Below are 25,643 nucleotides of genomic sequence, written 5' to 3'. Positions count from 1 at the left end.
ACGGCGATCACCGGGGGGGAAAGAAGCGCCATGCGTTCGAAGAACTACCAGGCTGACTACGCAGAGGAACCGTCGCCGTGGACGCGGCCGGGCTTCGTGCTGGCCGCGGCGCTGCTGCTGGTGATCGTCGCACTCGGAGTCGTCGTCGCCGTTCGGTCCGGCGACGACGCCGAGCCCAGCTCGGTGGCACCCACGGTGTCCGCGGAGAGCGCGACGCCGCAGCCGGAAGCCACGGACAAGCTGCCCACGGCGGTCCCGGTGACCGCGCCAACGGGCGTCACCTGGCAGGTCGTCCGTGGCACCGCGTTGCCGTTCAGCGACCGGGCCGGGCCCCGGGAGCGCAGCGACAAACAGGCCAAGGGCTTCGCACGCACGCCCGAGGGCGCGCTGATCGCCGCCGCGCAGCTGGTCAGCCGGGTGGGGGCCGCCGCCGGCCGGGCCTCGTGGGAACCGACCCTGACCCAGCAGTTCCTGCCCAGCACCGACCGGGACACACTTCAGGCAGCGCTCGCGGCGGAGCCGGAGCAACCGGCGCAACCGGGCGATCTCGCGCCGCTGGCGGGCTACCTGTACCTGACCTACACGCCGGACACCGCGGTGATCGGACTGGCCTACCGGTCGGTCAACGGCACCACCGCACGGTGGTTCATCGTCACGACCACGCTTCAGTGGCGCGGCGGTGACTGGAAGATGGTGGCGCCGCCCGGCGGCGCCTGGACCTCGTTGAGCCGCACCGTTACCGACCTGAACGGCGTCGTGGAATGGGGGGCCCGCTGATGTGCAATCCGATCACGCAAGCCGACTGCAGCCTCGCGGACGCGGCCGGGGACCTGGTCGGCGGCGTCACCACCTCGTTCGCGGACTCCATGCTCGAGGGCCTCGCCAAGGCCATGGGCGAAACCGCGGCCTGGGCCTTGAAGACCCTGATAGCCGGCTGGATCGCGGTGCCGTCCCCGGTCCTCACCGGGGGAGCCGTCGATCGACTGCGCGAGTACACCTACTGGATCACCGGTGCCGTCGCGGTGTTCTCACTGCTCATCGCGGCCGGACGAATCCTGTTGGAGCGCAACGCGAAGGCCGCCACCGACGCCGGACGCGGCCTGGTGCAGCTGACGCTCATCAGCGCTGCGGGCGTACCGACGGTCGCGCTCCTCAGCGAGTTCGGCGACGGTTACTCCAAGTGGATCGTGGACGCCTCGACCGGCGGCGATCTCGGCGAACGCCTGGTGATGTTCGCTCCCGCTGCCGGCGTGGCCGCCTTCAACGGCCTCACGTCCATCGCGCTGATCGCCATCGCGTTCATGCTTCTGCTCATCTCGTTCGCGCAGATCCTGCTGAGCATCGGCATCGCCGCGATCAAGGTGCTGCTGTGCGGACTGATGCCTCTGGCCGCGGCGGCGGCGATGACCGGCACCGGACGCGCGATGCTGGCGCGCTACATGAGCTGGCTGATGGCGGCGCTGCTCTACAAGCCGGCCGCGGCGACCGTGTACGCGGCCGCGTTCTGGATGATCGGTGACGGCAAGGACCTCACCACCGTGCTGACCGGCATCGTGCTGATGTGCATGGGCATCGTGGCGATGCCGGCCCTGCTCAAGTTGCTGGCCCCGGCGACCAGCCAGATCGCCATGGGCGGCGGCGGAGGAGGGGGCCTGGCGGCCTCCGGAGCCATCGCCAACGGCGCCATGCTGCTCAACTCCACCCGCGGTGGCGGCGGTGGCGGTGGCGGTGGACAGAGTGCTCCCGTACGCCCCTCCGGCTCCGGGCCCGGTCCCACTGCCGCACCCGCACCGACCGGCGGTGGGCTACCCGCCGGCGGGCCGGCGATGGCCGGAGGTGGCGGCGGTGCCGCGGCCGGCGGGGGTGCGGCAGCCGGCGGAGGTGCCGCAGCCGGCGGGGGTGCCGCAGCGGCTGGCGGACTGGCTGCGGCTGCCGGACCGATCGCCGCCGGCGTCGTGGTCGGGCAGGCCGCCGCGAAGGCCGGCCCGGACGCGATCAGGAAGATCGGTGGTGCTGCTGCGGGCGCGAGCGGACCGACAGGAGCTGAGCAGTGACGACGACCGCAGCGCCGCCGAACCCGTCGCAGCAGCGCGCCTACGGCAACTGGCGCCGCGGCGTGTCGGCCGGGCTGTTCGGCCTGGGCACCATCGGCACGCTGATCATGTTCGGCCTGGCCCTGCTGACCGTGTTGATGCTCGCCGTGTCGCTCGTGGCCGCCCTGCTGACCGCGCTGTGCGGTGCTGCCGTCCTGGTCCCGCTGGCCATCCGCGTCAACGGGCGCACCGGACTTCAGGTCATGGCGGCACGGTTCGCGTGGTGGCGGGGGCGTTCACGACGACAGCACCTGTACCTGTCCGGCGTGGCCTCGAAGGTGACGCAGACACACCAACTGCCGGGCATTCTGGCCCGTTCGCAGATCTACGAGGTCGAGACGGGCCGCTCCGGGCGCATCGGCGTGGTGGTCATCCCCCAGTCGCGGCATTACACCGTCACGCTGCGCTGTTACCCCGAGGGCATGGACCTGGTCGACCAGAGCGCCATCGACGCGCGCGTGGCGCACCTGGCCGCCTGGCTGTCCAACCTCAGCCGTGAACCGGGCCTGGTGCAGGCCGCGGTCACCGTGGAGAGCACCCCGGACCCGGGCACGCGGCTGGCCACGGAGGTCAACGACACCATGTCGCCGCAGGCGCCGGAGCTGGCCCGCCAGGTCCTCCAGGAAGTCGTACGCAGCTACCCGGCCGGGTCGGCGACCGTGGAGACCCGGGTCTCGCTCACCTACACGCTGCCTCCGAACCGGCGGCAGCTCTCGCACGAGGACATGTGCCGGGAGGTCGCCGCGCGGCTGCCGAACCTGCACTCCGGGCTCTCGGCCGCCGGCGGCGGCGGTGTACGCCCGATGATGCCGCGGTCGCTGGTCCGGGCCGTACGCGCCGCGTACGACCCCGGCACGAGCATCGAACTGTCGCGTACCCCCGACCTGGACCTCACCTGGGAGAACGCCGGCCCGGTCTCGGCGCGGGAGAGCTGGGACTACTACCGCCACGACTCCGGGGTCTCGAGGACCTGGGGCATGGTCGAGGCTCCCCGCGGTGTCACCTTCGCCAACACGTTCGCCCGGCTGACCGACCCCGACCCGCAACTGCTGCGCAAGCGGGTGTCACTGATCTACCGGCCGTACTCGCCGGCCGAGTCGGCCAAGCTCGTCGAAGCCGACAAGCGCGACGCCCGGTTCAACGCCACGAAGAAGTCCCAGGCCACCGCCCGGGACCTGGCCGACCTCAACGCGGCCGAGCAGGCCGCGCAGGAGGAGGCTTCCGGTGCCGGCGTCGTGCGCTTCACGGTGCTGGTCACCGCCACCGTCTCCTCGGTCGAGCAGCTCGACGAGGCGACCCGGATCATCGACTCGCGGGCCGCCGAGGCGCGGCTCATGCTCCGCCCGATGTACGGGGCCCAGGCGGCGACCTTCGCCGCGACCCTGCCGACCGGGGTGGTGTTGCCCGTGCACGCCACCGTGCCGTTCTAGGAGGCGGACCTGATGCCCCGATCCGTCATTCCGATCCGACGTCCCACCCGGTTCGGCTACGCCGGCCCCGGCGGCGGCCGGGTGTCCTGGGTCGAGTCGCCCACCGAGTACCGCGGGACCACGGTGCAGGTGTGCGGCTTGTGGCCGTTCGGCACCGGCTCGTCCACCCCGACGATCGGCGCCCCGCTCGGCCGGCACCGCTACACCAACGCGACGGTGTGCTTTGACCCGATCTCCTGGTACGAGCGTGCCAAGCTGATCAACAACCCGTCGGTGTGGATCCAGGCGGAACCGGCCATGGGCAAGTCCACAAGCGTCCGGCGGATGCTGCTGAGCCTGGTCGGCCAGGGCGTGACCCCGCTGATCCTGGGCGACCTCAAACCCGACTACGCCGAACTGGTCGCCGCGCTCGGTGGGCGCGTGCTGCGCGTGGGTCCCGGCCTGCACCGGATCAACCCGCTCGACATCGGCCCGTGGCAGCAGGTGCTGGCACACGTGCAGGACCCCAAGGAGATCGAGCAGCTACGTGCGGAGATCGTCGACCGCCGGCTCAACGCCGCCCTGGTGCTGGCGACCCTGACCCGGGGCGCTCCGCTCGCGTCGGACGAGATAACCGTGCTGGCGGCGGCGCTGCGTTACCTGACGGAGCGGGAGAGCACTGCCCAGCCGCTGCTGTCGGACGTGCTGCGGGTCATCGAAGAGGCACCCATGCAGGTGCGGTGGGTGACCCTGTGGCACGACGACCACGACCTGGACCGGTACCGCCTCGAGACGGAGAATCTGCGGCGTACGCTGCGGGCGCTTATCCACGGGCCGCTCGGCTCGACGGTCGAGGGCCACACCACCGCCTCGATCGAGCTCGACACCACCGCGCTGTGCGTGGACATCTCCGGCATCAGCGAGACCAACCAGGCCCTGACCGCCGCCACCCTGGTCACCACCTGGGCGGCCGGCTTCGGTCAGGTCGAGGCCGCGCACCGGATGGCCGACCTGGGACTGGCCCCGCCACGGCGATTCTTCCTGGTCCTGGACGAGATGTGGCGTGCGTTGCGGGTCGGGCACGGCATGGTCGACCGCATCGACGCGCTGACCCGCCTGAACCGTTCGAAGGGCACCGGCACCGCGTTCATCACCCACTCGCTGGGCGACCTGCAGGCTCTGCCGAACGAGGAGGACCGCGCCAAGGCCCGCGGCTTCGCCGACCGGTGCGCGGTGCTCATGATCGGCGCCTGCTCGGAGCAGGAGCTCGACGCCGTCGCCCGCGTTCGGCCCCTGTCGCAGGCGGAACGCAGCGAGGTGCTGTCGTGGTCGGCGCCGCCGTCGTGGACGACCGGGCCGGAGGACGAAGAGGTCCTGATCGGCCGCGGGAACTTCCTGATCAAGGTCGGGACCAGGCCCGGCATCCCGGTGCACCTGGAGCCCACCGAGATCGAGAAACAACTGGGCAACACCGACTTCCGTTGGAAGCGCACATGAGCCGAGCAGTGGGACCTGGCGGAAGCAGCGACTCCTCGGGCCTGATCGCCGGTGGCCTGGCCGTGCTCGCGCTGGCGGCGGCCGGGGCGGTGTGGCTTCCGTTGCGGCTGACCGAGCCACCCGGCTATCACGGCGAGGGTCTGTTCAGCGCCGCCGCGGCGCTGATCTCGGGGCGGATCACGTGGACCGTCGCGTGCACCCTGGTGGCCGTCGGAGAGGTGCTGGTGGTGGCGGCGCTGGCGACCGGTGTGCTGCTGCTGACCAAGGGACGCCGGCTCCGGGGCAGCCGGGTCGACGAGGCCGCGCGGCACATGGCCCGCCGCGGCGATCTGTTGCACCTGAGCCCGGACGGGGTCACCGCGTCCGCGAAGCGGCTGCGGGCCAGCCTGGCCGACGCCGGCTCCATCGCCCCCGACGACGCCGGCGTCCTCATCGGACGCACCGTGGCCGGCGGTATGGAGCTGCGGCAGTCCTGGGAGGATATGGCCGTCGACATCTGGGGGCCCCGCACCGGTAAGACGACAGCCCGTGCGATCCCGGCCACCGTCTCCAACCCCGGGCCGACACTGGTCACCAGCGTCAAGGGCGACATCATCGACGCCACCCGGGAACTGCGCGCGACGCGCGGCGAGATCTGGGTGTTCGACCCGCAGCAGGTCTGGGGTCAGCCGCAGCAGCTGTGGTGGAACCCGCTCGGCGGGATCGCCACCATCACCGACGCGCGCCGGCTGGCCGAGCACTTCGCCTCGGCCGAGCGTGAGCCCGGCATGCAGCGCGACGCGTTCTTCGACCCCAGCGCCGAGGAGCTGGTGGCCAATCTGCTGCTGGCGGCCGCGGTCGGCGGCCGGTCCATCCTCGAGGTGTACCGATGGGCGGTGAACCCGCGCGACGAGTCGCCGGCGGACATCCTCACCGGTGCGGGCTTCCAGTTGCCCGCCGACTCGATCATCGGTGTGGTCAACATGCCGGACCAGACCCGCGGCGGCGTCTACGCCGGCGCGCAGAAGATGCTCATGTGCTTGACCGAGCCGAGTGTCACCGCCTGGGTCAGCCCGCCGGCCTCGTCGACGATCCGGGAGTTCCGCCCCGAGACCTTCGTGGCCACGTGCGACACCGTCTACCTGCTCAGCCAGGGCGGTCCCGGCTCACCGGCGCCACTGATCGCCGCGCTGACCGACGCCGTGTTGCGGGCGGGGGAGCTGCGCGCCCGCGCCTCGCCGGGCCGGCGCCTCGACCCGCCGCTGATGTCGGTGCTCGACGAGGCGGCAAACATCTGCCGCATCCGCCAACTGCCGGCGCTGTACTCCTACTACGGCTCGCACGGGCTGCCGATCATCACCGTGCTGCAGTCGTACGCTCAGGGCATTGACGTGTGGGGTCGCGAAGGGATGCGCAAGCTGTGGTCGGCGGCGAACGTGCGCACCTACGGCGGTGGCGTCGCGGACCCGGAGTTCCTCGAGGAGCTGTCCCGCCTCATCGGTGAGCACGACGTCATGACCCGTTCCACGTCGACAAACGGCTCCGGCTTCGGTCAGCAGTCCGTGTCGCGGCAGACCCGCCGCCAGCGGGTGCTCGACGTCGCGGAGCTGCACGCGCTGCCCCGGGGCCGGATGGTGGTGTACAGCTCCGGTGCGCCGCCGGTGCTGGCCCGCACCGCCCCCTGGCAGACCGGTCCGTACGCCGAGGCCATCAAGGCATCCATCGCCCGTTGGGACCCGGACAGCCGGAACGACTGGAGTCTCAAGGCCGACAACCCGCAAGTGCAGTCGTTCGACAACCCCGTGCAGGAGCCGCGATGACCACGCCCACCGGCCAGAGCGATTCGGAGAGGGCCGTGGCCGAGCTGTCCGCACTCCTGGAGCAGTTGTCCGGTGCCCTGCCGCGCGGCGACACGCAGCCCGAACCGCAGGCAGCCGCGGGCGCTGCCGCACAGCCGCCGCAGGCCGCCGACGAGGTGCCGGAGCCGGCGTTCCGCAACCTCGACGACTTCATGCGGCTGTATCTGGCCGAGGTCGTCGAGCGCCGCGTCCTGAGCGGGCCCAAGAGCGGCATCTACTGGTGCGACAGGTGGTGGGCGCACCCGGAGGCGATCTCGCGCTTCTACGCGATGTGGCGCGAGTGGGAGAAGGCCCGCATCGACGACACCATGAGCACCTGGTGGCTGCACCACCTCGATCCGCACCTGATGACCATGACGACCGAGTACGGGCCGTTCGCCAAGTGCGAACCCGGCCGGCACACCGAGCCCAAGACCCTGCCGGCCGTCGCCGCTCCGCGTTCGGTCCTCGATCAGCTGCCCGAGGGCTGAGCGCCGGGACGGCCCCACCGGGCCCCGTACCGGCTAGCCGAGGGCCGGGTGGAACGCCAGCGCGGTGCTGTCCGACGGGTCTGCGGCGAGGCCCCCGTGAGCCGTGACGGCCACCGGAGCCACCCCGGGCGACACTTCCCTGTCCGTGCCGGTGCGCGCGTCGAGGACCACTGCGGCGTCGTTCACCGTGCCGTAGACCGCGCCGTGCCACGCGGCTGTTATCCGCGGGGCGCGGCGACCCGTCGCGGGCAGCTGCCACAGGTCGTCTCCGGTGGTGGAGTCCAGGGCGAACAGCGGCTGCGAGTTGCCGATCGCGCACACCGTGACCGCTGCCTCGTCGTAGGAACAGCGCAGCCCCGCCCCGTACTCGCCCTTCGTGCGGTTGACCAGAGTGCCGTCCTTCTTGATGAGCGTGTAGAAACGCTTGCCGTCGGTCTGCTTACCCACCGCGACGATGAAGGACGGGCCGCCGGCGGCGAGTTCGGCGTCGGCGACCGAGAGCGCCGACCAGCGCTTGGCGCCGTCGAGCATCGCGAGTCCGGTGATGGACCGGCGGTAGCCGGTGTCCGGGGCGGTGAGGCCGACGACGGTGTCCCCCAGCAGTGCCGAGGCGTCGAAGTCGTTGTCGCGCCAGAGGGTGCTGCCGGTGCTGACGTCGACGGCCACTGTCACCTGCTTGCCGATGCCGAGCACCACGGCGGAGCCGCGACCGCCGATCGCGCGGACGTGGTCGCGGGCGACCAGGCTGAAGTCGCCCTCGGCCGGTTTGGCGTCCACCGTGATGGTCTTCGTCAGCCGGCCGTCGGTCGCATCGATCACGAGCAGCTCGACGGCCTGCCGGGCCGCGACGGTGCCGGAGGCGGGGATCTCCACCGCGTACGGCACGACCACCGCGGGCCGTCCGGAGAGGTCGAGCAGCACCGGCCGGTGCCCGGCGGCGGCCGGGTTGCGGGTGATCGGTGACTGCTCCGGCGTGAGCACCGACAGGCGGCGTCCGCTGCCCACCTCCACCACTGTGGTCTGGGCGTCGCCGGCCATGAACGCTGTGGTGCCATGCAGGAGCACGTCGCCGGGGCGGGCCTCGCCCAGCGCGGTACCGGTGGACGAGAACCGGGTCGGCGGGTCGAACGTCGGCATCGACGGGGTGGCGGCGGGGGCCGATGCGGCCGGCGGTGACGGCGGATCGTCCTTGCTGCACGCGGCGGTCGTCGCCGCGAGCGCAACAATCACCGCCGCCGTCTGGAGCCGCACTCTCACCACTGGATCCCCGTCTCCCGCGATCGTCCCCGGCGCCGAAGCATAGCAACGGGCATCGATCAGAAGGGTGTTCGCCGAGGTCCGCTGCCGTGTCGGCCGGTCGACGAGGGCCGGATCGGCGGTTACGCCGTTGCGCCGGCTTTCCGGCCTGTCGTGAGTGGACAGGTCGATCTATGCTCAGCTCTGCACGCACCGTGAGCGGATTCGGCAGCTGCCACCGCAGGGCGTGCCGGTGCAGTCGTGCGTTCGGGGGAGGGCGCTGCATGAGTCTGCTGTGCGTGGACCGCTGGGGCGCCACCGGTGCTGCCGCACGCCGCCAGCCTCGTCCTGCCAGTCGCGTCGACGAGCGTCCCATGAGCTACGAGGCCATGACCTTCCCCCCTGGCGTAAGGATGTTGGACATGGAGGCAACAAGGTGACGAAGGTGTCGGATTCCTGGGGATGCATGCTCAGCACGCACCGATACCGCTGGAACGAGCGGGACGAATCGGTACGGGAAAACCTCACCTTCGCTGAACAGGCCGCCCTGTCCCGCAGGACGCTGGCGGGCGAGGGCGACGCCGAGCCACCGCGATCCGTCGAGATCGCCAGCACCGAGGCGCTCGTGGCCGCGTCCCTGCTCCGGGAGTTGTCGGCCCGGCTCCGCCACGACGTCACCACCGACGCGGTGAGCACGGACGCCGTGCAACTGGCCGACGTGGCCGACGAACTCGTCGCCCGGCTCTACGCAGCGACGGGAATGCGTGGCTGACCGTCGCCACCACCGCGCGCAGGTCCCGCGCAGATTGGCGTACGCCTCGGCGACATGGACCCGGCGCGGCCGCGCGCCGGACGGTTTCGGTGCCCTGACCGCCGACCAGGTATCCGCAGACACCAGAAGAGGGCAGCAGAGATGACAGTGCCATTGCCGCCGGCCCGGGCGGAGGCGCAGACCCGGCCGTTGAACGTGCTCACGCTGTGCGACAAGTGGATCGGCGGCGGCCCGATCGCCGTCAACCGGGAGATCTCCATAGCGCTCGCGGAGCTCGGGCACCGGGTGACCACCCGGGTGAGTGTCCCCTCGCCGTCGCACCCCTTGGTCGACATCCAGGTGCTCGACCCGGTCCCCGGGGTGTCCGACACGCGGGCGCAGTTGCTCCGGGCGGACCGGCTGCCGGCGGACGTCGACGTCATCATGGGCCACGGCCGGTTCTCCGGTGGGGCCGCCTCCTACCTGCGCGACAACTTCTACCCGCACGCGAAGGTGGTGCACTTCGTCCACGTGACGGCGGACGAGATGGACCGCGGCCGCGGCGAACCGTTGGAGTCGAACCAGCACACCGAGACCGAGCGCGCCCTGGTGTCCCGTGCCGACCTGGTGGTCGGGGTGGGCCCGCTGCTGACCGACGAGGGCCGCCGCCTGGCCCGGATGTGTGAGAAGCCGCCCCCGGTGGTGCAGATGACCCCCGGGGTGATCCTGGAGACGCCACCCCGGTACGACCCCGAGCAGACCCGGCTGAACCTGCTGGTCTTCACGCGTACCGACGACCGCCTCAAGGGGGCCGACATCGCCGCGGCCGCGGTGGGCGAACTGCACAAGCGCGGCATGGACGTACGGCTGACGATGCTGGGGGCGCACAAGTCCGACGTCGCGGAGCAGGAACGCGTGCTGTCCGACATCGCCGGCTTCCCGGTCCGGGTCCGGGGTTACACCTCCGACCCGAGCGTCATGGCCGCCGAACTCCGTGGGGCGGACATGGTGATCCACGCGGCACGGCACGAGGACTTCGGCCTGGCCCCACTGGAGGCCGCCGGGCACGGTGTGCCTGTCCTGGTCGGGAACCACACCGGAGTCGGGATGTTCCTCGGCGACCCGAAGGAGGTGCCTGCGGCTCTGGGCGCACCGTCGGTGGTGAACACGCGGGGAAGCTCGGAGGCGACACTGCCCACCGTGTGGGCCGACCACGCCGAGGCCGTCCTGAAGGATCTGCCGGAGGCCCGGCGTCGGGCCACCGACCTGCGTGAGCACCTCGGGCAGAACCACACCTGGCGGCACGCCGCCGAAGGGGTTGTCGAGAACATCCGGACCCTGGCGCCACCCACGCGCAGCACCACCGCCGCCGCGACTGCCGCGTTGCAGGTCGCTCACCAGCAGGCTCGTCCGCCGGCCGTGGCGCCCCGCCGGCCGCAGGGATGGCAGGAGGCCTTCCGGCCGGGACGCGGCCGGTGAGCGAGACAGGAGCCGCTGGCCGCGACACGGTGAAGCCGTGGCTGTTGCTCGACATCGACGGGGTCCTCAATCCCACCGGGGACCATGCCGACCGTGGCTTCACACCCCACGACCTGGACGGCCACCAGGTGCAGCTCAACCGCGAGCACGGCGTCATGCTGAACGCCCTCGACCGTGAGGGACTTGTCGATCTGCGCTGGGCGACGACCTGGAACGATGCCGCGAACGCCTACGTCGCGCCCGTCGTCGGCCTGGCTGACCCGCTGCCCGTCCTGGTCATCGACCGGGCTCTGGCCGGCCCGGTGCCGTTCGGCGTGAACTGGAAGGCCGCGAGCGTGCTGGCCGAGGCGGACGGCATGCCGTTCGCCTGGCTGGACGACTTCTTCACGGACCCCGACCGGCGGTGGGCCGAGGCGCGTGTCCTCGACACGGGCGTACCCACGCTGCTCGTGCCGATCGACCCGACGGTCGGGTTGCTCCCCGACCACCTCGATCAGGTGCGCTCATGGGCCCGAAGCGCCTGCGGTCCCGGAGTCCTCACCGGCGCGGACCTTCTGGAGCGTACGCCGCACCTGGCTGCCGATCCGGTGTCGCGGGAACGGGCGGAATGGTTCGCGCGCACCTGCAACGCCCTGCCCGGCGAGGCGGCCGGCCTCGACCGGAGGGACCTCACCGTCTCGCTGTGGGACCGCTGCGCGACAGCCGTCACGGCCGAGCACAGCGGTGAGCCGCACGGGGTACGCCCCACCGACGAGTTCGTTCGCCAGTCCTTTCGCCGGTTCCTTCGCGGCGACGGCGCGGCAGCGATGGTCTGGGCCGACCGGGCGGCCCTGCGGGCCACCCACCCCGAGCGTGGTGCCGTGGCGCACGCCCAGGACTCGTACCGTCTCGTTCTCGAGGACCCGGCCGACCGCGACGCCGGCCGGCGGATCCAGCTGCTTGTCGATTCCGCAGTGGCCGACCTCGGCATCAGCCCGGACATCCAACGCACCCACCGCTCGGTCCTGATCGGATCGCCCGGCCCGCTCGTGCAGGTCTCCGTCCGCGCGGACCGCGACGACACCTCCAGTGACCTGACCGTCGCCTTCGGTCACGGCGGTCGCGCCGAACGGGTCCCGTACGATCAGCTGCTACGCGACGGTCCGGACGCTCTGTTCGAGCGGGTCGCGGGAGTGGCCAGGTCCGTGGCGGAGATGCAGGAGCGCCGGCCCGCCGCCGTCGCCTACCTGCCCAGGCCCGTCGCGCGCCGGCAGCAGCAGCCGCACCAGTCGACACCGGCGGTGCGTCCACAAACGTCACCACAGCCATCAAGGGGCAGGCGATGACATCGGAAAGTCCGAGGCACGAGGGCGGTGCCATCGATGAGGCCCGGCAGGACTACGAAGCTCTGAGCACGGTCGGCGAGCTGTTCCCCGGCACCGCTCTGGCGGAGAGCAGCAGGCAGCTCGGGCAAGGCGGTGACTGGCCGGAGAACCTGAGCGAAACCCCGCTCGTCATCGACGCCGCCTCCGCCTGGGGGCCGGGCACCGTCCTCGCGGTGGCGGCCGCCGCGCGTGCCGTTCCGCAGCTCGCCCTGGTGCTGGTGGCCGACGAGCCGGCCCGGTCGGCGGCACGTCGCCTCCTGGACGCTGCTGGCCGCGCCGAGGTCACTGTCGTGAACCGGCCCCCCGACGTGTCGTCAGTCGTCCGGTCCGCCTGCGGCGACAGCGGGCAGCCGATCCGCTGGGTCAGCTTCGGAGAGCCTCTCCGCCTTGCGCAGCTGATCCAGCACGATCCGGATCTCGCCGGCCGGTTGCGTGTCACGCAGGCTGCGGGCAGCGGAGTGCCGGCGAGCGCCACGGCCGCTCGTACGGTGCTGAACGCGGTGCGGGAGAGGCGGCTCGCCGCGCTCGACCTGGTGCTCACCGGGCCGGGAGACGCCGGGCCGTCCATCGACGGCAGCCGCCGCCAGGCCATGGCGCTGGCCGAGGCGCTGGACGACACTGTCGACAGGTCGGATGCGGCAGCCGTGCTCAGCGACTCCGTCGCCCTGAGCGCCGCCGTGATGTTGCCCTTCGTCGACGTGGATCAGGCGGGCACCGAGGTCGACGGCGAGGGCGTCTTCCAGCGCGGCCACGACGGGGTGCGCCTGTGGTGGGGGACCGTCGAGGAGTACGACCCGCTGGTCCGCTGGCTCACCCGGGTCGTCGAGCCGTCGTCAACGGCGTCGCGGCCCGACCGAGGGGAGTGACAGGTGTCGGCCACCGAGGACTTCTCCGGCCTCGACGCGATCTACGAGGCGTACGGGCTGGAGTCGGCGAGCGACCGTTCGGCGGTCGCGGAGGCGTACGCCGTCTTCCGTGAGCACCACGGGCCCTATGTCACCTCCATCGCCGCGGAGATGCTCGATGACCTGCGGGCCTCCGTCGACGCCGACCCGAACACGCGGGTCGTCTTCGTGGGACGGGACGGCTTCAGCCTCGGCGTGGCAGTTCGTGCGATGGACCCCGACTTCTTCGACGCGCACTGCCACAACGTGGTGCTCTCCCGGGCACTCGCCGAGGCCGCGGTCCAGGACAAGGAGAAGAACAGCGGGGCCGAGTACCCACAGCTCCAGCCGTACCGGGAGATCTCCAAGTCGGTCGACGACCGGGACATCGACGGCGCCTACCAGCGACTCACTCGGTACCTGCGGGGCAACGGCATTCCGGTGGGCAAGGAGGGCAGCAGCGTCACCTTCGTCGACAGTTGTCTGAAGGGGACGATTCAGGAACTGTGCGCCGCGGTCTACCCCAAGACCGAGTTCACCGGCCGGTACATGTTCTACAAGGGCATCGGAGGTGATCCGCATCCCGGGAGCAAGAAGGGATATGCCCTGCACCTCGAGGGTGGCATCGGCGGAGGCCTGAAGGCGCTCCCGGACGATCCCGCTCTCACCTTCGCCAGCATTCCGGCGATCCGTGTCATCGAGAACGCGTTGCAGGGCCCGCTGAGTAGTCCGAAACGAATCAAGGACGATGCGCCCGACCAGACACGTCTGATCGACACCCCGGACCGGACGTGGGGATGCAATCCCGTGCTGATCGCCGAGCCCTACCGCATTCCCGCCGTACGGGAAGCCAGCAAGGTCGCGGCGTTGCTCGCCGTCCACGACAGCGCGGTTGACGTCAGGAACGGCACCCCGCTCGACAGCGCGGCGGTGCGTGAGCAGTTCACCATGCAGGTGCGTTCCTGGATCAACCGCAGTGACGATGTGGAGCCGGGACTGAACCGGATACTGGACAGCTTCGTCCACCGCGACGACCACCGCCTCGTCCGCCGCTTGGACGACCTCATGCACGAGGCACGTCTTCCCGAGGACACCCGGACCCAGTTCTGGACGAAGTTCGACGAGGTCACCTCGATGGACGACAAAAAGAACTTCATCGAACAGTTCCGGAACGTGACCCAGCGGGGTCCTGACGTCGGCCCGCCGCGCGGGGAGATCGACGCCCCGCACCGCCGCGCCGAGAAGGGCCAGCCGTGGCTGCAGGGCATCGCACCCGCGGCGGGCGGCACGGTGCCTCAGGTGCCTGCCCAGCGGGCACGGCCGTCCGGCAGCAACGCTCCGGGGCGGATCTCCGGCGGTACGCCGAACACCGGGCGGCCCCGGCGGCCCGACGCTCCGAGCCGCTGACCCGCCCCGGCAGGAATGGAGTCCCGCCAATGCCTACCGATTCCGGCCTCGCCGCCGCGTACCCCCGGCTGTTCGCCCCACAGCGGTGGGAATGGGGTGGCCTCGACGCCCAGTTCACCACCGAAGCGCCGGCGGACGCGCTGGTCACCAACGTGCACGTCGTCGGGTTCAGCGGCGACCAGGTCATCCTGTGCCGCGACGACCGCGACGTGTGGTTCCTGCCCGGGGGCACGCGCGAACCCGGTGAGAGCGTCGCGGACTGCGTCGGGCGGGAGCTGCTGGAGGAGGCGGGCGCGGTCCTCACCAGCCCGCTGACCGTGGTGGGCGCCCACCACTGCGTCACCGACCGTCCGCTGCCGTACCGGCCGCATCAGCCGCACCCGGAGAAGGCGTGGCTGTGGTGCGTCGCGGACGCCGCGATCGTCCAGGCGCCGACGATGCCGGAGGACGCGGAACAGATCGTCGAGGTCCGCGCGGTGCCGGTCCCCGAGGCCGCCATGTTGCTGCTCACCGATCAGCCCTGGCTTCCCGACCTGCTCATGCTCGCCGTGGAGACGCGTAGGCGCACTGAGCATGGCGGTGATGTCGCCGCCCGATAGCGCCGTCCCGTGCGGTACACGAAGCCCGCGAGCGGCAGGCGGGCGCACACAGAACAGCCCCCTGGTCGACGATTGTCGATGATCAGGGGGCTGTTTAACTGCTCAAACTCTGTGCGCCCGAAGGGACTCGAACCCCTAACCTTCTGATCCGTAGTCCGAAGTAGATATTAGTATCACCCAAAGAGCACTCTACGCCAAATCGAGTCGGTCCGCAACCTCCCTAGCCCAACCCCGTCCAGCCCCGTCCTTGCTGGTCCGGGCGCTGCGTGCGACTACCATCGCTGGCCATCGATTAGCGCGAGGGCTCGCGATAGCTGATGAAATCCGGCTCCGTCCCGGTAAATCCACGCCCGTCCCCCGTCGCCCGAGCAGCCACCGAGCAGCCACGGATCTACCGCGGCGTTGGTCGTCGTTAGCCAGCCAGTGGTAGGTGCCCGATCGATCGGATCGTAGATCGACCGCCTCGGCCAGAAGTCGCCTTACGCCTCGCGACGGGTCTAGGCACGCACTGTGGTGGTCCGGTTGGCTTCACACGTGACTCAGGTGATGTTCCGGCACGCCAGCCTCTGGCAAGACGCGGTTCGACTGCTGTTGTTGATCGACGCAGCCGGCGGCGGTCATAGAACGCGCTGGCACCCGGAGATTTGGTTAGCGCGGCGAAGGCCCAGAGGTGGCCTGTTTCGGCCAGGATTGGGTTGGCCTTGCGGCGGTGGCTGACCTTGTAGAAGGTGCCGCTGGCCCAGGTGATCGGCGTTGCCGCGCAGAACGCTCGCAGGTTGCGTGAGGTGGGGAATCCGTGTGGGTCGTCGCCCAGTTCGGCGAGCAGTCGGGCGGCTAGACGAGTAAGTCCGAAGTCGGGTCAGTGGTCGTAGGCGATCAGGGACCTGGTCACGGGTTGGCCGGTGATCCGGTTGTGCCAGATCGCGGCGGTCATCGCGAGCAGGCGTTGCGCGACGCGTGCCGCGACGCCTTCGATGCTGCGTCCGCCGTGCAGTTCGAGGTCGAGTTGGCCCTTCAACGTGTCGTTGACGGACTCGATGAGCTGCCGGATCGGTTTGAGCACGTGCTCATCGGGGCGTGGGACGCGGTTGCGGTATGACGGTCTGAGCAATCGCACCCCACGCTCTGCCAGCCACCGGTCCAGTTCCGCGGACACGTATCCCTTGTCCGCGACGATCAGCAGGCCTGGACGCTCGGCGATGAGGTCGGGGTCGTGGTCAAGCACAGCCGTCAGGACCTGACGTTCGTCGACCTTCGGGGTGGCGAGCGCCCACGCGATGGGCAGACCTGACGGGGTGCAGATCAGATGCAGCCGCAGTCCCCAGAAGAACCTCGAGTGCGAGGCGCAGTAGCCGTACCCGGCCCACCCCGCCAGGTCAGAGCGTTTCACCGTCGGCCTGGACCGGCCGCATTCCACCGGTGTGGAATCAACCACCCAGGTCGTGTCAGACCACAGGTCGGTGTCCTCGGCGACCGCCCGAATGGCACGCTTGAGCAGCGGCAACGCCGCCCTCAACCGCTTGTTGTAACCGGACTGTCCAGGCAGATACGGGAACGCCCCGGGCAGATGCCCGGGGACGAACCGAAGCCAACGGGCCTCGGAACGCACCCGAGCAGCGCCTGCGCGACGGCCAGGGTCAGCAACTCCGCGTCGGAGAGCTTCGGTGGCCTACCCGTCCGGCGAGGACGCCCGAGCCAGTCATCGATCTTCACGTACAGTGCGGTCAGAAGGGTGTTGAGGTCTGTCGTCACAAACGGATCTTCAACACCCTTCGTCTATGCCCACACCCCGAGGTCGTTAGGACTTACTCGTCTAGCAGCGGGCCCATGCCGGGGAAGCTGCGGTAGATCGCAATGTGCGGGTGTTGCTCTGTCAGCGTGTCGATGTGGGTCCAGAGGGCTTGCGCGGAGGCGATCGTGGCGTCGAGTTGAGTGAGCAGGTCGGTGGCGTGGTGCCGCATTGCGGCTTGGACTTCGGCGGGCTGGCGGAGCGCGCGGGCATGGAACAGCTCGTGCAGTCGATGACGGAGGTGGCCGATGAGCTGACCATTGTCGTCGACCACGGCCATGTCGTGGTGGCTCTCGCCCCAGTCCAGGCCCGCGTAGTGCTTCATCATCGTCCAGTTCGGCGAAGGGGCGTGTGGTGCTGGTCGGGCGCACGGTCTCGCTTGAGGGCTCGGTGGCCCGGGATCGCAATGGGCATGGCCCGACTAGCCGGTGCTCCGATGATCACCGGGACGGACACTAGGTCGACCAGCGGCAGAGATCGAGCCGCGCCGAGCACCTGCGGGAAAGTCCAAGCGCCGACCGACCTTGTCTCAGCCCTTGGACGGCAACCGCCGCGCACTTATTTCACCTAGTAACGTTAGGGCCATGTCGGATGGACCTGTGCGCATCACCGGCCCGCTCCTGGCTGTCCTCAACGCCCTCCTCGACGCAGACGACAATGAGCTGCACGGCTGGGCGATCATGAGGACGACCGGGAAGTCAGGCCCCACGATCTACAAAATCCTCGAACGGCTCGCCGAGTCGAAGTGGGTGACTTCCCGGTGGGAGGACGACGCCAACACCGAACCGGGCAAGCCCCGCCGCCGCTACTACCGCCTCACCCCGCACGGTGCGACCAGCGCCCGCGATCTGATCGCGGCACGGCAGCCGAAACCCGAACAGACGGTGCGCGCCCGGCTGGCCTTCGGCTGGTGCGAGGCGTGAACCACGTCGAGATCATCGCCAGCTTAGTCTTCGGACTGGCCGTCAACGAGATGACCGACCTCTCACCGTGGGCGGCCCGTCGCCTGGTCCGATGGGCGGCCTATCGCTGGGCCACCGATCCTGAGATCGCTGCCGGGTACGCCGAAGAGTGGACCGCGATCGTCAACGAACGGCCCGGCAAGCTGTTCAAGCTCGCCACGGCCATCCAGTTCAGCATCGGCGCTGCGGGGAAGGCGGCACCCAGGACGGCCGCCGCGATCAAGTTTGCCGTTCGGCGAAGACTGGCCGCAGTGAATAGCCCGGCGACCCCCGGCAACGCGCTGGCCAGGCTTGCGATCATCGCCGTCCCGACCAGCAGCGTGGCCTTTATCGCCCTCAACTATCTGGCCAATCTCGTGGGCTTCAATGTGTGGGCCCTGGCCCTTCTCCTTGCTGGCACTGCGGTCGTCGGCTGCTGGGTGGCTCTCAGGCGACACCGCCGCCGACACGGGTTGCAGTAGCCCGAGCGTTCACGCCTCCCGTTCGGCCCCGACAAGGTTGTCGTAGTCGCTGGCGGCGAACTGCGGATGGTTGACTCCTCGGCCGACTCCCGGGCCATGCCCCGGTTGACCGCGTACTCCACCGACTCCGGATTCCACCCGCCCTGGCCGGACCGTTCCACGCTCGACCTGTTCAGTGGGCTGTGGGGTGGACTGCTCGGCGGTGTTGTTCGGCATCGGGTAGGGCGCCGTGGATGCTGGCGTCGGTGACGTCGGGTTCGCCGACGCGGGGGGCGGGGGGCGACCTCGCGGAGGGTGTTACCGGATAGCCGCGCTAGCCGTCGGTGACGCCCGCTCTCGGTGGAGCGGGTACGGCTGCTGAAGTGCCGGCCATCGTGGGCGCGTTGACAACCCTGGTGAGATGGGCGAGGGTAGCCGGCTCGCTCTGTTCAAAACGGCTGATCAGTGTCGTAGCGATTGCCAGTGTCTCCGGTGTGATGCCGAAACGCAGATGCAGATCGGCCCACGCGGGGACGGTTGCCGGGTCAGTGACCTCGGGACGGAGTTGACGGTATGAGACCCAGGCGTCGTCCCACCGGTCCTGGTTGAGCTGCGCGGTGATCAGGCCCCACCCGTAGTCGGGGTTGTGGGGTTCATCCTTCAGCGCGGTTCGGCAGCACATTTCCGCGCCGGTCCAGTCGGCCTGCTCGATTCTTCGCTGGATGATCCGGCCGTGCAGCTGCCGTCGTTGCTCCACTGCGAGTTCGCCGGTGGCGAGTAGTTCAGCCGTGCTGGCGTCGGCGGCGTCGAGGTTTCCCGAGAGCGCCAGGATGTTGACCTTCTCGATCAATGCCTTCACTGCTGCGTATGTCGCCCATACGTCGACGCATGCGGCCAGCGCTTCGTCGTATCGGCCTGCTTCTCGAAGAAGCTCGATGAGCACTTCGCCGGCCGCTGGTGAGCGCTGGGACTGGAGTGTCGTGACGGCCGCGTCGAGGTCACCGGTGGCGGCGGCGTTGCGGGCGGTGAAGATGGCGCGGTCGTCGGCGTCGAGGTTCGCCAAAGTAGCCACTCGATCGAGGTCGTCGGCGTTGAGTGCGCCTGCTGATGCGAGGTGGTTGAGGCTGATCCTGGCTGCGAGGGTGGTATCTGCGTGCTCGAGCGCCCTACGCCACATTGCGTCGGTCGTTGCTCGAGGTTGGCCCGGGTCGGCGGCGAGGGCGCGGATCAGCGGCTCGGCTGCGGTGTTGCGCATGGCGTCGGCGAAGCGGGCTGCGCGGGCGCGGTCGTTCAGGGCGATGCTCGCCTGGGCGCCCACAACGGCGACGATCGGGTCCATAGCTTCTCGGTCATTCGCTTGGCCGCCGAACGGGACAGGCGTGGCCAGAGCGATGGCTTCCATGAAGGCGCCCGCGATCAGGCGCTCTTGCACGAGAAGGCGGTGCGCGGTCTCGCTCGGTCCGGCCCAGCGTCGTATGTCGTCTCTTACCGCTGTGGCGAGCGCGACTGCCTCGTGCTGGTCGCGGGACGGTAGCACCGAGGATCCGTCGAGGATGCGTTCGATGAGCACCTGGGCCCTACCCAGCCTGCCACCGAGGCTGGTGGGATGACGGCCGCAGACGCGTTCGTAAAGGGCCAGGGCCTGGTCAAGGTTGCCGCGGCTGAAAGCGCGGTCGGCGAGGAACAGCAGGCAGGTCGGTTCCGCGTCGAGTTGTTCGTCGGGCCGGTCGTGCAGGAGGGCCGTGAGGACGTCGTCTCTGCCCGACTCGTCGGCGTTGAAGGCGCAGACCGCGACATCCGTGAGCAGGTCGGTCTCGGCTTGCTCGCGTGCCCGCAATGGCCGAAGAAAGTCCGCCGCTCGAACTTTGTCACCGGCGGCAATCGCCATGATCGCCGCGATGCCGCTGAACCTCGGTTGGTTGTCCGGGTCGCGGCCAGCCGCCAGGGCGAACGCCGCCAACGCCAGGTCCTTGTGGCCGTGTTCGTTGGCGTAGGCCCCGATCGTTGCCAGTTGTGGCGGGCTGATCGGCCATGCCCGGCTCCCGTTAATCAGGGCCTCGACCATCGACCGCGGTTGCTGGCGGCCCTCGCTCAGAAGTTTGGCAAGGCGCCGAGCCCCGTCGGGGTCGACAGGACGAAGGGCGATCAGCATCTCCACGACCGATGGCGGCAACAGCGGTAGGGCTTCCTCGACCGGGTCCAGGTTGGCCGGCGGGGCGGCAAGGGCGATGCCGCGCAGAATGTCATCCGACCGCGCGTCGAGAACGTTCGATGACGGAACTTGAATCGACCAGCCGCGATTCGTGTAGCGGACGGCAGCGGCAGTGACCTGGACCCAGTACCCGAGCTGAGTGTCCGGATCGACGAGGATGAGGACTACCGGCAATTGGTAGTCGAGCCAGTAATTGAGCAGTCGGTATGTCGCCGAAAATCTCCAGCCGTCCTTCGTTTTTCGATCGAAGTACGAAGGTCCGCATTTGATCTGGATGGCGATGAACCGCCCTGTTGGGGCCGTGAGCCCATCGACTTCCGCGTGAGCGTCGATCCCGTGGTCGGCTAGCTCCTGCGGCCGAAACGCCCAGCCCCGACTGCTGAATACGAGATCAACGGTGGCAACGCCAATGCGCTCTGTCTGAGCAGACGATGTGCTCACGCAGGCCAACCCCTCTCCACCGTTTCAACCGCCTTCCCCGCAGTCTTCGGCCGTCTGACGTTGCTCGTCCATCTCGACTGCCCGACCCGGGTTGAACCTCCAGCCCGAGCCTTGTACGAGGCCGTCGTGTCCGAGGTGCCAATCGCCGACGGTGTCGGAGAACGATAACGAGACCGAGGACTTAGCGGCGCTGACCACTCCCCTGGTGGAATCCGCCAGTTGGAAAGTTAGCAGTGAGCACGGCGGAATGTCCCCATTCAACCGGTAGGACGTCTCCCGGTCGGGATCGACGAGTGCGCGACCCAGATCGAGAATTCGGATACTTACCTCTCGTATTGGAACGCGAGATCGGTTTTGCACCTTCACCGTGACAGACGTGTCCGGGCCGCCCGAAAGGTCCTCGTTCGCCCATACCACCACTCGTGAGGCATAACGTTGCTCATAACGCTGGCGCTCCAGCTGAGTCGATTCCAACTGCGCCCGGTTGATTTCCTGCTGGTCCCGGTAGGTCACGGTGGCCACGACCAAAGCGGGCATCGCCACCGTCAACGCGAGCAAGGACGATAGAGCCTGGGCTTTGTCCGTCCAACTGATCGACTTCGCCTGCCGCCGTGCCCGCGGTTTCCGCACCGGACGTCGCGCTCTCATCAGCAGGGTTCTCCTCGGTCGGGCCTCCCATCGTGGCGGTTGATGGCAACGGGCCAGACAGTGGAGGCTCGCCGGGAGTGGGTGTAGGCAGTCAGCCTGTGCGCGACGACGTTCGGTGCGCGAGCCGGTGCAAGGCGGCGAGAATGTGCTCTCTCTGCGGGCGTGGCATTGGGATCGACAAATCGGTCGCGGACGGCTCGCCGCCCCATTCGCCTTGACCTCCGCCATCTGCGCCTCGGACAGTCGCACCGTCACCCGATGCACGCGCGGATCGTCGTCGCTGTGGCACGCCGTCGGCGCTGGCTCGCGCAAGCCGACCAGATCAGCGCCCGACCCGCAAGCGACCCAACGTGCGTCAAGGTTCGCTTGATACGGCGGGCCGGGGGCGGCAGTCCGCTCCCACCTGGGTGGGTCGATGGCAGACGGGCTCATGAGGACTTCGCCCACTTGGCGTAGGAGACAGGCAGGTGACCGCCGGTCGGGCCGTCGGCGCCTACCCGGCAACGCTGTGTGGACCCGCCGGCAATTCGTCGGCGGTCGGTGAGACGAACTCGGGCTCAACCAACTCAGTGCCCGGGATGACGATCACGTTGACGGTCAAGTCATCGACGTGCTCGTCTCGGCGCGTCGGGACGCCGCCGCGACAAGGAGGTTCCTTCCACCAAACGCCGACCACGCGGAAGGCCATGCCCAGCGAGACCTCAGCGTGATTCACCTCCACACCACGCTCGAACAGCAACTTTCGGCGCGCTGAGTCGGTCCTTTGAGCCGAGGGGGTTAGGAGTTGCTGGGACTGCGATAGCAGCTGCCCCCGTAGGTCTGCAGGGCGCGGGCAACAAGGTGGCGGCGGGTATGCAGGATGTTGAGCGGGCAGATGGCGACGGCCTTCAGCTCCGGCAGGAAGCGTGGCCCCCCGCCAAAGCTGTCGGAGTCCGGGAACAGCTCCGGGTTGGTGCACCATCCCACGAGGTGGCGGGTGCCTCCCTCAAGGCGCATTACCTCGACGCGATTTAGGACCTGCCAGGGGAACCAATAGGTCCCGCTGCGGCTGTAGACCTGGATTCCGTTCCTACCGATCTCCAATTTGGTGGGGTTCCTGGCCATATTGGCAAATCCGACGGTGGCAAGGACCAGGAACGCGGCGAACAGGCCTATGAGGGCCTTGGCGACGAGCGGGATGTCCGTCGTGGGGATGATGATCGCCAGCAAGATGATCAGAAGTGTATTGATTCCGACGATCGTCCAATACATACCGCTGCTCGCGGCGAAGGCCGCATACTCCCCGGGTGGGTTGCCTCGGTCGGCGCGGGAGAGTATCCGGTCTACATCCTCGCGAGGCGGCTCGGCCAGTGGCTCGGTTGAGGTGCTCGCAGCTTGGGCTTCGGGCAGTGGTCGGTCTTCGTGACTGGTTTGGGGCGGCGCAGGGCTCCTACGCGGAGGCTGGCCGCCGTTGACCAGCCGCCGCAGGTCCCATACGGCGAACCAGAGGAGGCCTGCGAAGGGGATGCCGAAGCAGGCGTTGCCGATCACCGCATTCGCCGCGGTGTTGGGCACCCATTGCCCGGTCACGGTGATGGCGATGGCGGCGATTTCGCTTACTCCGAACAGAAACGTCAGCAGCCACAGAAGGCCGCGCCCGATCCACTTCCAAGTCCGCGACCTGCGGGCCCGCTTCGCGGCGGTTTGCAGGTCGGCGATGGTGTGCAGGGCTGGCGGTAGTCCGGGCTGCGACGGTGGGGTGCGAACCCATTGGCTGAGCGTCTCTCGATCCCCAGGGACGAGCCGGCTGCGGACAGCGTCTTGCCAGGCGGCCCTTAACCCGTCAGCGAAGCCGATGGCATAGGGCACTGAGGGCGTGAGCTGTGCATGAGCTACGCGAGGGGGTGCGGCGTGAGCGCCGAGGAGTTGGGCGATCGATGGTAGCCAGTCCGGCAGTGTCTCCCCGTGGACAGCTTGCCCGGAGACGATGCGGTCCCAGTGGTCCCGCCATGGCTTCAACCAGTTCGCAACTTCGAAGTTCGCGACGACGAGGCCCTCTAGGGCGTAAAGGGGGAGTGCCACGGCCGCAGTCATGCCCTCTGCATAGCCGCGGCGTTGATCGGCGAGGCGCTCGTCGGTCGACAGGCTCTGGTTGGCACGCCGAGCAGCATCCGCCGCTACTGGAGGTTCGACGGGCTTCCGAGCCGCTGGTGGCACCGCGATCGCTCCCACCGTTGCCCTAGCCCGGCCTCTTGCAGGCCGAACGGCCTCAACCGGTGTCACCCGGGAACGACTGCCGCCTACCTCCGGCTCTGGTCTGCGAGGAATTCTGCCGTCGGTGGGGCGTTGGCCGACGATTTCGACCTCCGCGACTGTGACGTGGCCGCCCTTGGCGCGGTGGCGCCCCATCACGTAGAGCGATTCATCGGTGCGGCGCATGAGCGCACCGGGATGCCCGGAGATGCTGAAGGAGCCCAACGGCCTGTGTTCGTTCGCCTGAAGGTCGAACAGCACCAGCGACATGTCGTCCAGAAGCGTGACGACCTGCTGTTCGTTGAGAGTAGTGAGTGCGAGGACGCTTCCTGCCGGTGTCGGCAGGCGTCGTTCCACGGTGAGCTGCGATGACAGTTGAATGAGGTTGGTTCCGTCTGACACGACCAGTCTCGTGCTGTTCAGCCAGGCTGCCGCCGTCACCGCGAGGGGCAGCTCACGCCACTTCTCGTCTCCGACTTGGGTGCCCAGCCTGATAAGGCGGGCCGGCGTGACATCCGCCGATCCCCGGTCGAGACACCAGGTTGATCCGTCCGGGTTCGCCAGCAGGTGGCTGTCACCCAGTCTTGCTGCTCCACTGGACACCACGGTCAACTGGCCCGCCGCCCACCGACCAATGCCGTGTCCTCGGGTCATGAGAAGTGCACCATCCGCGGTGGCAATTGAGCCGTTGCTGCAGCCGAAGACAGGTGCGACCCATTGGGAACGCCGAGCTACCAGGTCCACCGCGAGGATGCCCTGTTCGAGGGTGATCAACGCGGAGCCATCCCGGTCGGTGCCGATCCCTGTGCGCCGCCCGTCGGTATGGCCCACGGCGCGGACGGTGGCCACTCGGAGGAGCCTGTCCATACCTTTCGCTACCGGCTCAGGCGTCACTGTCGGCGTCTCGGTCCGATGCCTCAGGAGCTCAGTGATCGGCGTATAGGCGCGGCCGTGGAAGGAAGCGGCGTCAGTAGCCAGATCGAAGAGTTCCTGCGGCGGCACGAAACCGCTAAGCATCGCCTCCCAATGGGACTGGTCCAGCAACAGCACATCCAGACGCCGCCCTTTGTCGACCTCAGCTATTGCATCGTCGGTGAAGCCTTTGATCGCCAGGAATACTCCGGTCACCCCTGCCATGCGTTGCTCGACGCGTCGTTGGAGCTTCGCGATCGGCCCGGTCCCCGTCTTGCCTCGCTCCCACTTGGCTTCCAGGATGAAGCGCCTACCCGCGTAGCTGAAGACAACGTCCAGCTCGCCGACGCTGCGCTGGTCTGACTTCGCTCGCAGGCCATAGGCCGTCAGAAGCTCGGCGATCATCCCGTTGAACCGCTGGCCACGAGCGTTTGGGGTCATCCCGGCGCCCAGTTGGCAAAGCTCGTTGTACTCGGCAACAAGCCTGCGCCATCTAATCGGGTCCTGAAGCACCATTACATGCTGTCGCATCACGTTCACTGGTCAACAACCACCCGGACAAAGATCCGACCGGACAGGTCAAGTTGATGCCGAGGCCAGCCCAGGGCCGGCCAGTTGATCAGCACCATCTACTTGATCAATCGCGGAAGCGTGAACCCACCGTGCGGTCATCTGACGCACGAAGACGTGCCTGGGTCAGGCCAACACCAGCCACCGAGCAGCCACGATCGCCGCGAACGGAGCCGTCACCGACCCCGCCACGCTTTCCGAGGGGTCGGGTTAGACGCACGCGGCGCCTCGACAGGGCTCGCAAGCCGCTCTGAGGGATGCCGCTAGCTGCTTCGCTCTCGACCTTAGAAGGCCCGGAAGTGCCGGGTAGGTCAGGCTGCCAGCGCATCCGGCCCCTGGCCCTGGGAATGGTTAGCCTTACAAACTGGGCTCCCGAGCACCGTTGTGCCGCGCTCGATCGCCATCCACGG

20 protein-coding genes and 2 pseudogenes are annotated in these 25,643 nt (G+C 69.0%); 14 read left to right on the top strand and 8 right to left on the bottom strand.

The genetic code is table 11. The annotated features are described in order from the left end of the window. The first annotated feature begins 30 nt into the window (after nucleotides 1-30). Genes AB0B97_RS09375 through AB0B97_RS09350 form a run of 6 tightly spaced genes read left to right on the top strand, consistent with a single transcriptional unit; the run spans nucleotide 31 to nucleotide 7,307 of the window. Nucleotides 31-777 (top strand): hypothetical protein, encoded by a 747-nt coding sequence (locus tag AB0B97_RS09375; RefSeq protein ID WP_357491970.1) that lies wholly within the window; start codon nucleotides 31-33, stop codon nucleotides 775-777. Next, nucleotides 777-2,054 (top strand): hypothetical protein, encoded by a 1,278-nt coding sequence (locus AB0B97_RS09370; protein ID WP_357491968.1) that lies wholly within the window; start codon nucleotides 777-779, stop codon nucleotides 2,052-2,054. Before AB0B97_RS09375 ends, AB0B97_RS09370 begins: the two co-directional genes overlap by 1 nt. Next, a complete protein-coding gene (locus AB0B97_RS09365) occupies nucleotides 2,051-3,523 on the top strand; it encodes an SCO6880 family protein (RefSeq protein WP_357491966.1) in 1,473 nt (490 codons plus the stop codon). The genes AB0B97_RS09370 and AB0B97_RS09365 overlap by 4 nt, the downstream gene beginning before the upstream one ends. 12 nt (nucleotides 3,524-3,535) lie before the next feature. Beyond that, entirely contained in the window at nucleotides 3,536-4,999 is a 1,464-nt protein-coding gene (locus tag AB0B97_RS09360; protein WP_234582572.1) for an ATP/GTP-binding protein, read from the top strand. Then, nucleotides 4,996-6,798 (top strand): TraM recognition domain-containing protein, encoded by a 1,803-nt coding sequence (locus AB0B97_RS09355; RefSeq protein WP_357491964.1) that lies wholly within the window; start codon nucleotides 4,996-4,998, stop codon nucleotides 6,796-6,798. Before AB0B97_RS09360 ends, AB0B97_RS09355 begins: the two co-directional genes overlap by 4 nt. Next, a complete protein-coding gene (locus AB0B97_RS09350) occupies nucleotides 6,795-7,307 on the top strand; it encodes a DUF4913 domain-containing protein (RefSeq protein ID WP_357491962.1) in 513 nt (170 codons plus the stop codon). Before AB0B97_RS09355 ends, AB0B97_RS09350 begins: the two co-directional genes overlap by 4 nt. Before the next feature lie 33 nt (nucleotides 7,308-7,340). Here AB0B97_RS09350 and AB0B97_RS09345 read toward each other — a convergent pair whose 3' ends face one another. Beyond that, complete coding sequence (locus AB0B97_RS09345) at nucleotides 7,341-8,564, bottom strand: PQQ-binding-like beta-propeller repeat protein (protein WP_357491960.1); 1,224 nt, start codon at nucleotides 8,562-8,564, stop codon at nucleotides 7,341-7,343. Nucleotides 8,565-8,988: 424 nt separating this feature from the next. Between AB0B97_RS09345 and AB0B97_RS09340 the strand changes: the two genes are divergently transcribed. The 6 genes from AB0B97_RS09340 (at nucleotide 8,989) to AB0B97_RS09315 (ending at nucleotide 15,027) form a co-directional block, all read left to right on the top strand. Further along, on the top strand, nucleotides 8,989-9,315 hold the full coding sequence (locus AB0B97_RS09340) for a hypothetical protein (protein ID WP_357491958.1): 327 nt from the start codon (nucleotides 8,989-8,991) through the stop codon (nucleotides 9,313-9,315). Between the two features lie 141 nt (nucleotides 9,316-9,456). Continuing rightward, nucleotides 9,457-10,773, top strand: a complete 1,317-nt coding sequence (locus AB0B97_RS09335; RefSeq protein WP_357491956.1) for a glycosyltransferase family 4 protein — start codon at nucleotides 9,457-9,459, stop codon at nucleotides 10,771-10,773. After that, a complete protein-coding gene (locus AB0B97_RS09330; protein WP_357491953.1) occupies nucleotides 10,770-12,098 on the top strand; it encodes a hypothetical protein in 1,329 nt (442 codons plus the stop codon). The genes AB0B97_RS09335 and AB0B97_RS09330 overlap by 4 nt, the downstream gene beginning before the upstream one ends. Continuing rightward, nucleotides 12,095-13,003 (top strand): hypothetical protein, encoded by a 909-nt coding sequence (locus tag AB0B97_RS09325; RefSeq protein WP_357491951.1) that lies wholly within the window; start codon nucleotides 12,095-12,097, stop codon nucleotides 13,001-13,003. Before AB0B97_RS09330 ends, AB0B97_RS09325 begins: the two co-directional genes overlap by 4 nt. Nucleotides 13,004-13,006: 3 nt before the next feature. Then, on the top strand, nucleotides 13,007-14,428 hold the full coding sequence (locus AB0B97_RS09320; RefSeq protein WP_357491950.1) for a hypothetical protein: 1,422 nt from the start codon (nucleotides 13,007-13,009) through the stop codon (nucleotides 14,426-14,428). A gap of 29 nt (nucleotides 14,429-14,457) precedes the next feature. Next, nucleotides 14,458-15,027 (top strand): NUDIX domain-containing protein, encoded by a 570-nt coding sequence (locus AB0B97_RS09315; protein WP_357491948.1) that lies wholly within the window; start codon nucleotides 14,458-14,460, stop codon nucleotides 15,025-15,027. Nucleotides 15,028-15,439: 412 nt separating this feature from the next. On the opposite strand, the pseudogene AB0B97_RS09310 reads toward AB0B97_RS09315, so the two are convergent. The 3 genes and pseudogenes from AB0B97_RS09310 to AB0B97_RS09300 form a co-directional block, all read right to left on the bottom strand. Next, nucleotides 15,440-15,856 (bottom strand): annotated as a pseudogene (locus AB0B97_RS09310) (transposase); the annotation flags it as partial. 30 nt (nucleotides 15,857-15,886) lie between these two features. After that, nucleotides 15,887-16,779 (bottom strand): annotated as a pseudogene (locus tag AB0B97_RS09305) (IS982 family transposase). Between the two features lie 53 nt (nucleotides 16,780-16,832). Next, the gene (locus AB0B97_RS09300; protein WP_357491946.1) at nucleotides 16,833-17,144 is read right to left on the bottom strand and encodes a hypothetical protein; all 312 of its coding nucleotides are present in this window, start codon (nucleotides 17,142-17,144) and stop codon (nucleotides 16,833-16,835) included. 256 nt (nucleotides 17,145-17,400) lie between these two features. On the opposite strand from AB0B97_RS09300, the gene AB0B97_RS09295 reads away from it, so the two are divergent. Further along, the gene (locus tag AB0B97_RS09295) at nucleotides 17,401-17,739 is read left to right on the top strand and encodes a PadR family transcriptional regulator (protein ID WP_357491944.1); all 339 of its coding nucleotides are present in this window, start codon (nucleotides 17,401-17,403) and stop codon (nucleotides 17,737-17,739) included. Further along, entirely contained in the window at nucleotides 17,736-18,239 is a 504-nt protein-coding gene (locus AB0B97_RS09290; RefSeq protein ID WP_357491942.1) for a hypothetical protein, read from the top strand. Before AB0B97_RS09295 ends, AB0B97_RS09290 begins: the two co-directional genes overlap by 4 nt. Before the next feature lie 313 nt (nucleotides 18,240-18,552). Here AB0B97_RS09290 and AB0B97_RS09285 read toward each other — a convergent pair whose 3' ends face one another. From AB0B97_RS09285 to AB0B97_RS09270, 4 genes are all read right to left on the bottom strand, one after another. Beyond that, nucleotides 18,553-20,871, bottom strand: a complete 2,319-nt coding sequence (locus AB0B97_RS09285; protein WP_357491940.1) for a DUF4365 domain-containing protein — start codon at nucleotides 20,869-20,871, stop codon at nucleotides 18,553-18,555. Between the two features lie 24 nt (nucleotides 20,872-20,895). Then, a complete protein-coding gene (locus tag AB0B97_RS09280; protein ID WP_357491938.1) occupies nucleotides 20,896-21,393 on the bottom strand; it encodes a hypothetical protein in 498 nt (165 codons plus the stop codon). A 619-nt stretch (nucleotides 21,394-22,012) separates the two neighbouring features. Next, nucleotides 22,013-22,234, bottom strand: coding sequence for a hypothetical protein (locus tag AB0B97_RS09275; protein ID WP_357491936.1), 222 nt, complete (start codon nucleotides 22,232-22,234; stop codon nucleotides 22,013-22,015). 62 nt (nucleotides 22,235-22,296) lie between these two features. Further along, nucleotides 22,297-25,176, bottom strand: coding sequence for a restriction endonuclease (locus AB0B97_RS09270; protein WP_357491934.1), 2,880 nt, complete (start codon nucleotides 25,174-25,176; stop codon nucleotides 22,297-22,299). Nucleotides 25,177-25,643: the final 467 nt, after the last annotated feature.

It is taken from the genome of Micromonospora sp. NPDC049004, from assembly GCF_040649315.1.
Classification (GTDB): Bacteria; Actinomycetota; Actinomycetes; order Mycobacteriales; family Micromonosporaceae; genus Micromonospora.
Note: the sequence above shows the minus strand (reverse complement) of the source record. Positions and strands in the feature narration are given on the sequence as shown.

Bases quoted from the DNA above. Each gene is read 5' to 3' on its own strand.
- AB0B97_RS09375 (WP_357491970.1), top strand. From the start codon at position 31: ATGCGTTCGAAGAACTACCAGGCTGACTACGCAGAGGAACCGTCGCCG.
- AB0B97_RS09370 (WP_357491968.1), top strand. From the start codon at position 777: ATGTGCAATCCGATCACGCAAGCCGACTGCAGCCTCGCGGACGCGGCC.
- AB0B97_RS09360 (WP_234582572.1), top strand. From the start codon at position 3,536: ATGCCCCGATCCGTCATTCCGATCCGACGTCCCACCCGGTTCGGCTAC.
- AB0B97_RS09355 (WP_357491964.1), top strand. From the start codon at position 4,996: ATGAGCCGAGCAGTGGGACCTGGCGGAAGCAGCGACTCCTCGGGCCTG.
- AB0B97_RS09350 (WP_357491962.1), top strand. From the start codon at position 6,795: ATGACCACGCCCACCGGCCAGAGCGATTCGGAGAGGGCCGTGGCCGAG.
- AB0B97_RS09335 (WP_357491956.1), top strand. From the start codon at position 9,457: ATGACAGTGCCATTGCCGCCGGCCCGGGCGGAGGCGCAGACCCGGCCG.
- AB0B97_RS09325 (WP_357491951.1), top strand. From the start codon at position 12,095: ATGACATCGGAAAGTCCGAGGCACGAGGGCGGTGCCATCGATGAGGCC.
- AB0B97_RS09315 (WP_357491948.1), top strand. From the start codon at position 14,458: ATGCCTACCGATTCCGGCCTCGCCGCCGCGTACCCCCGGCTGTTCGCC.
- AB0B97_RS09300 (WP_357491946.1), bottom strand. From the start codon at position 17,144: ATGATGAAGCACTACGCGGGCCTGGACTGGGGCGAGAGCCACCACGAC.
- AB0B97_RS09295 (WP_357491944.1), top strand. From the start codon at position 17,401: ATGTCGGATGGACCTGTGCGCATCACCGGCCCGCTCCTGGCTGTCCTC.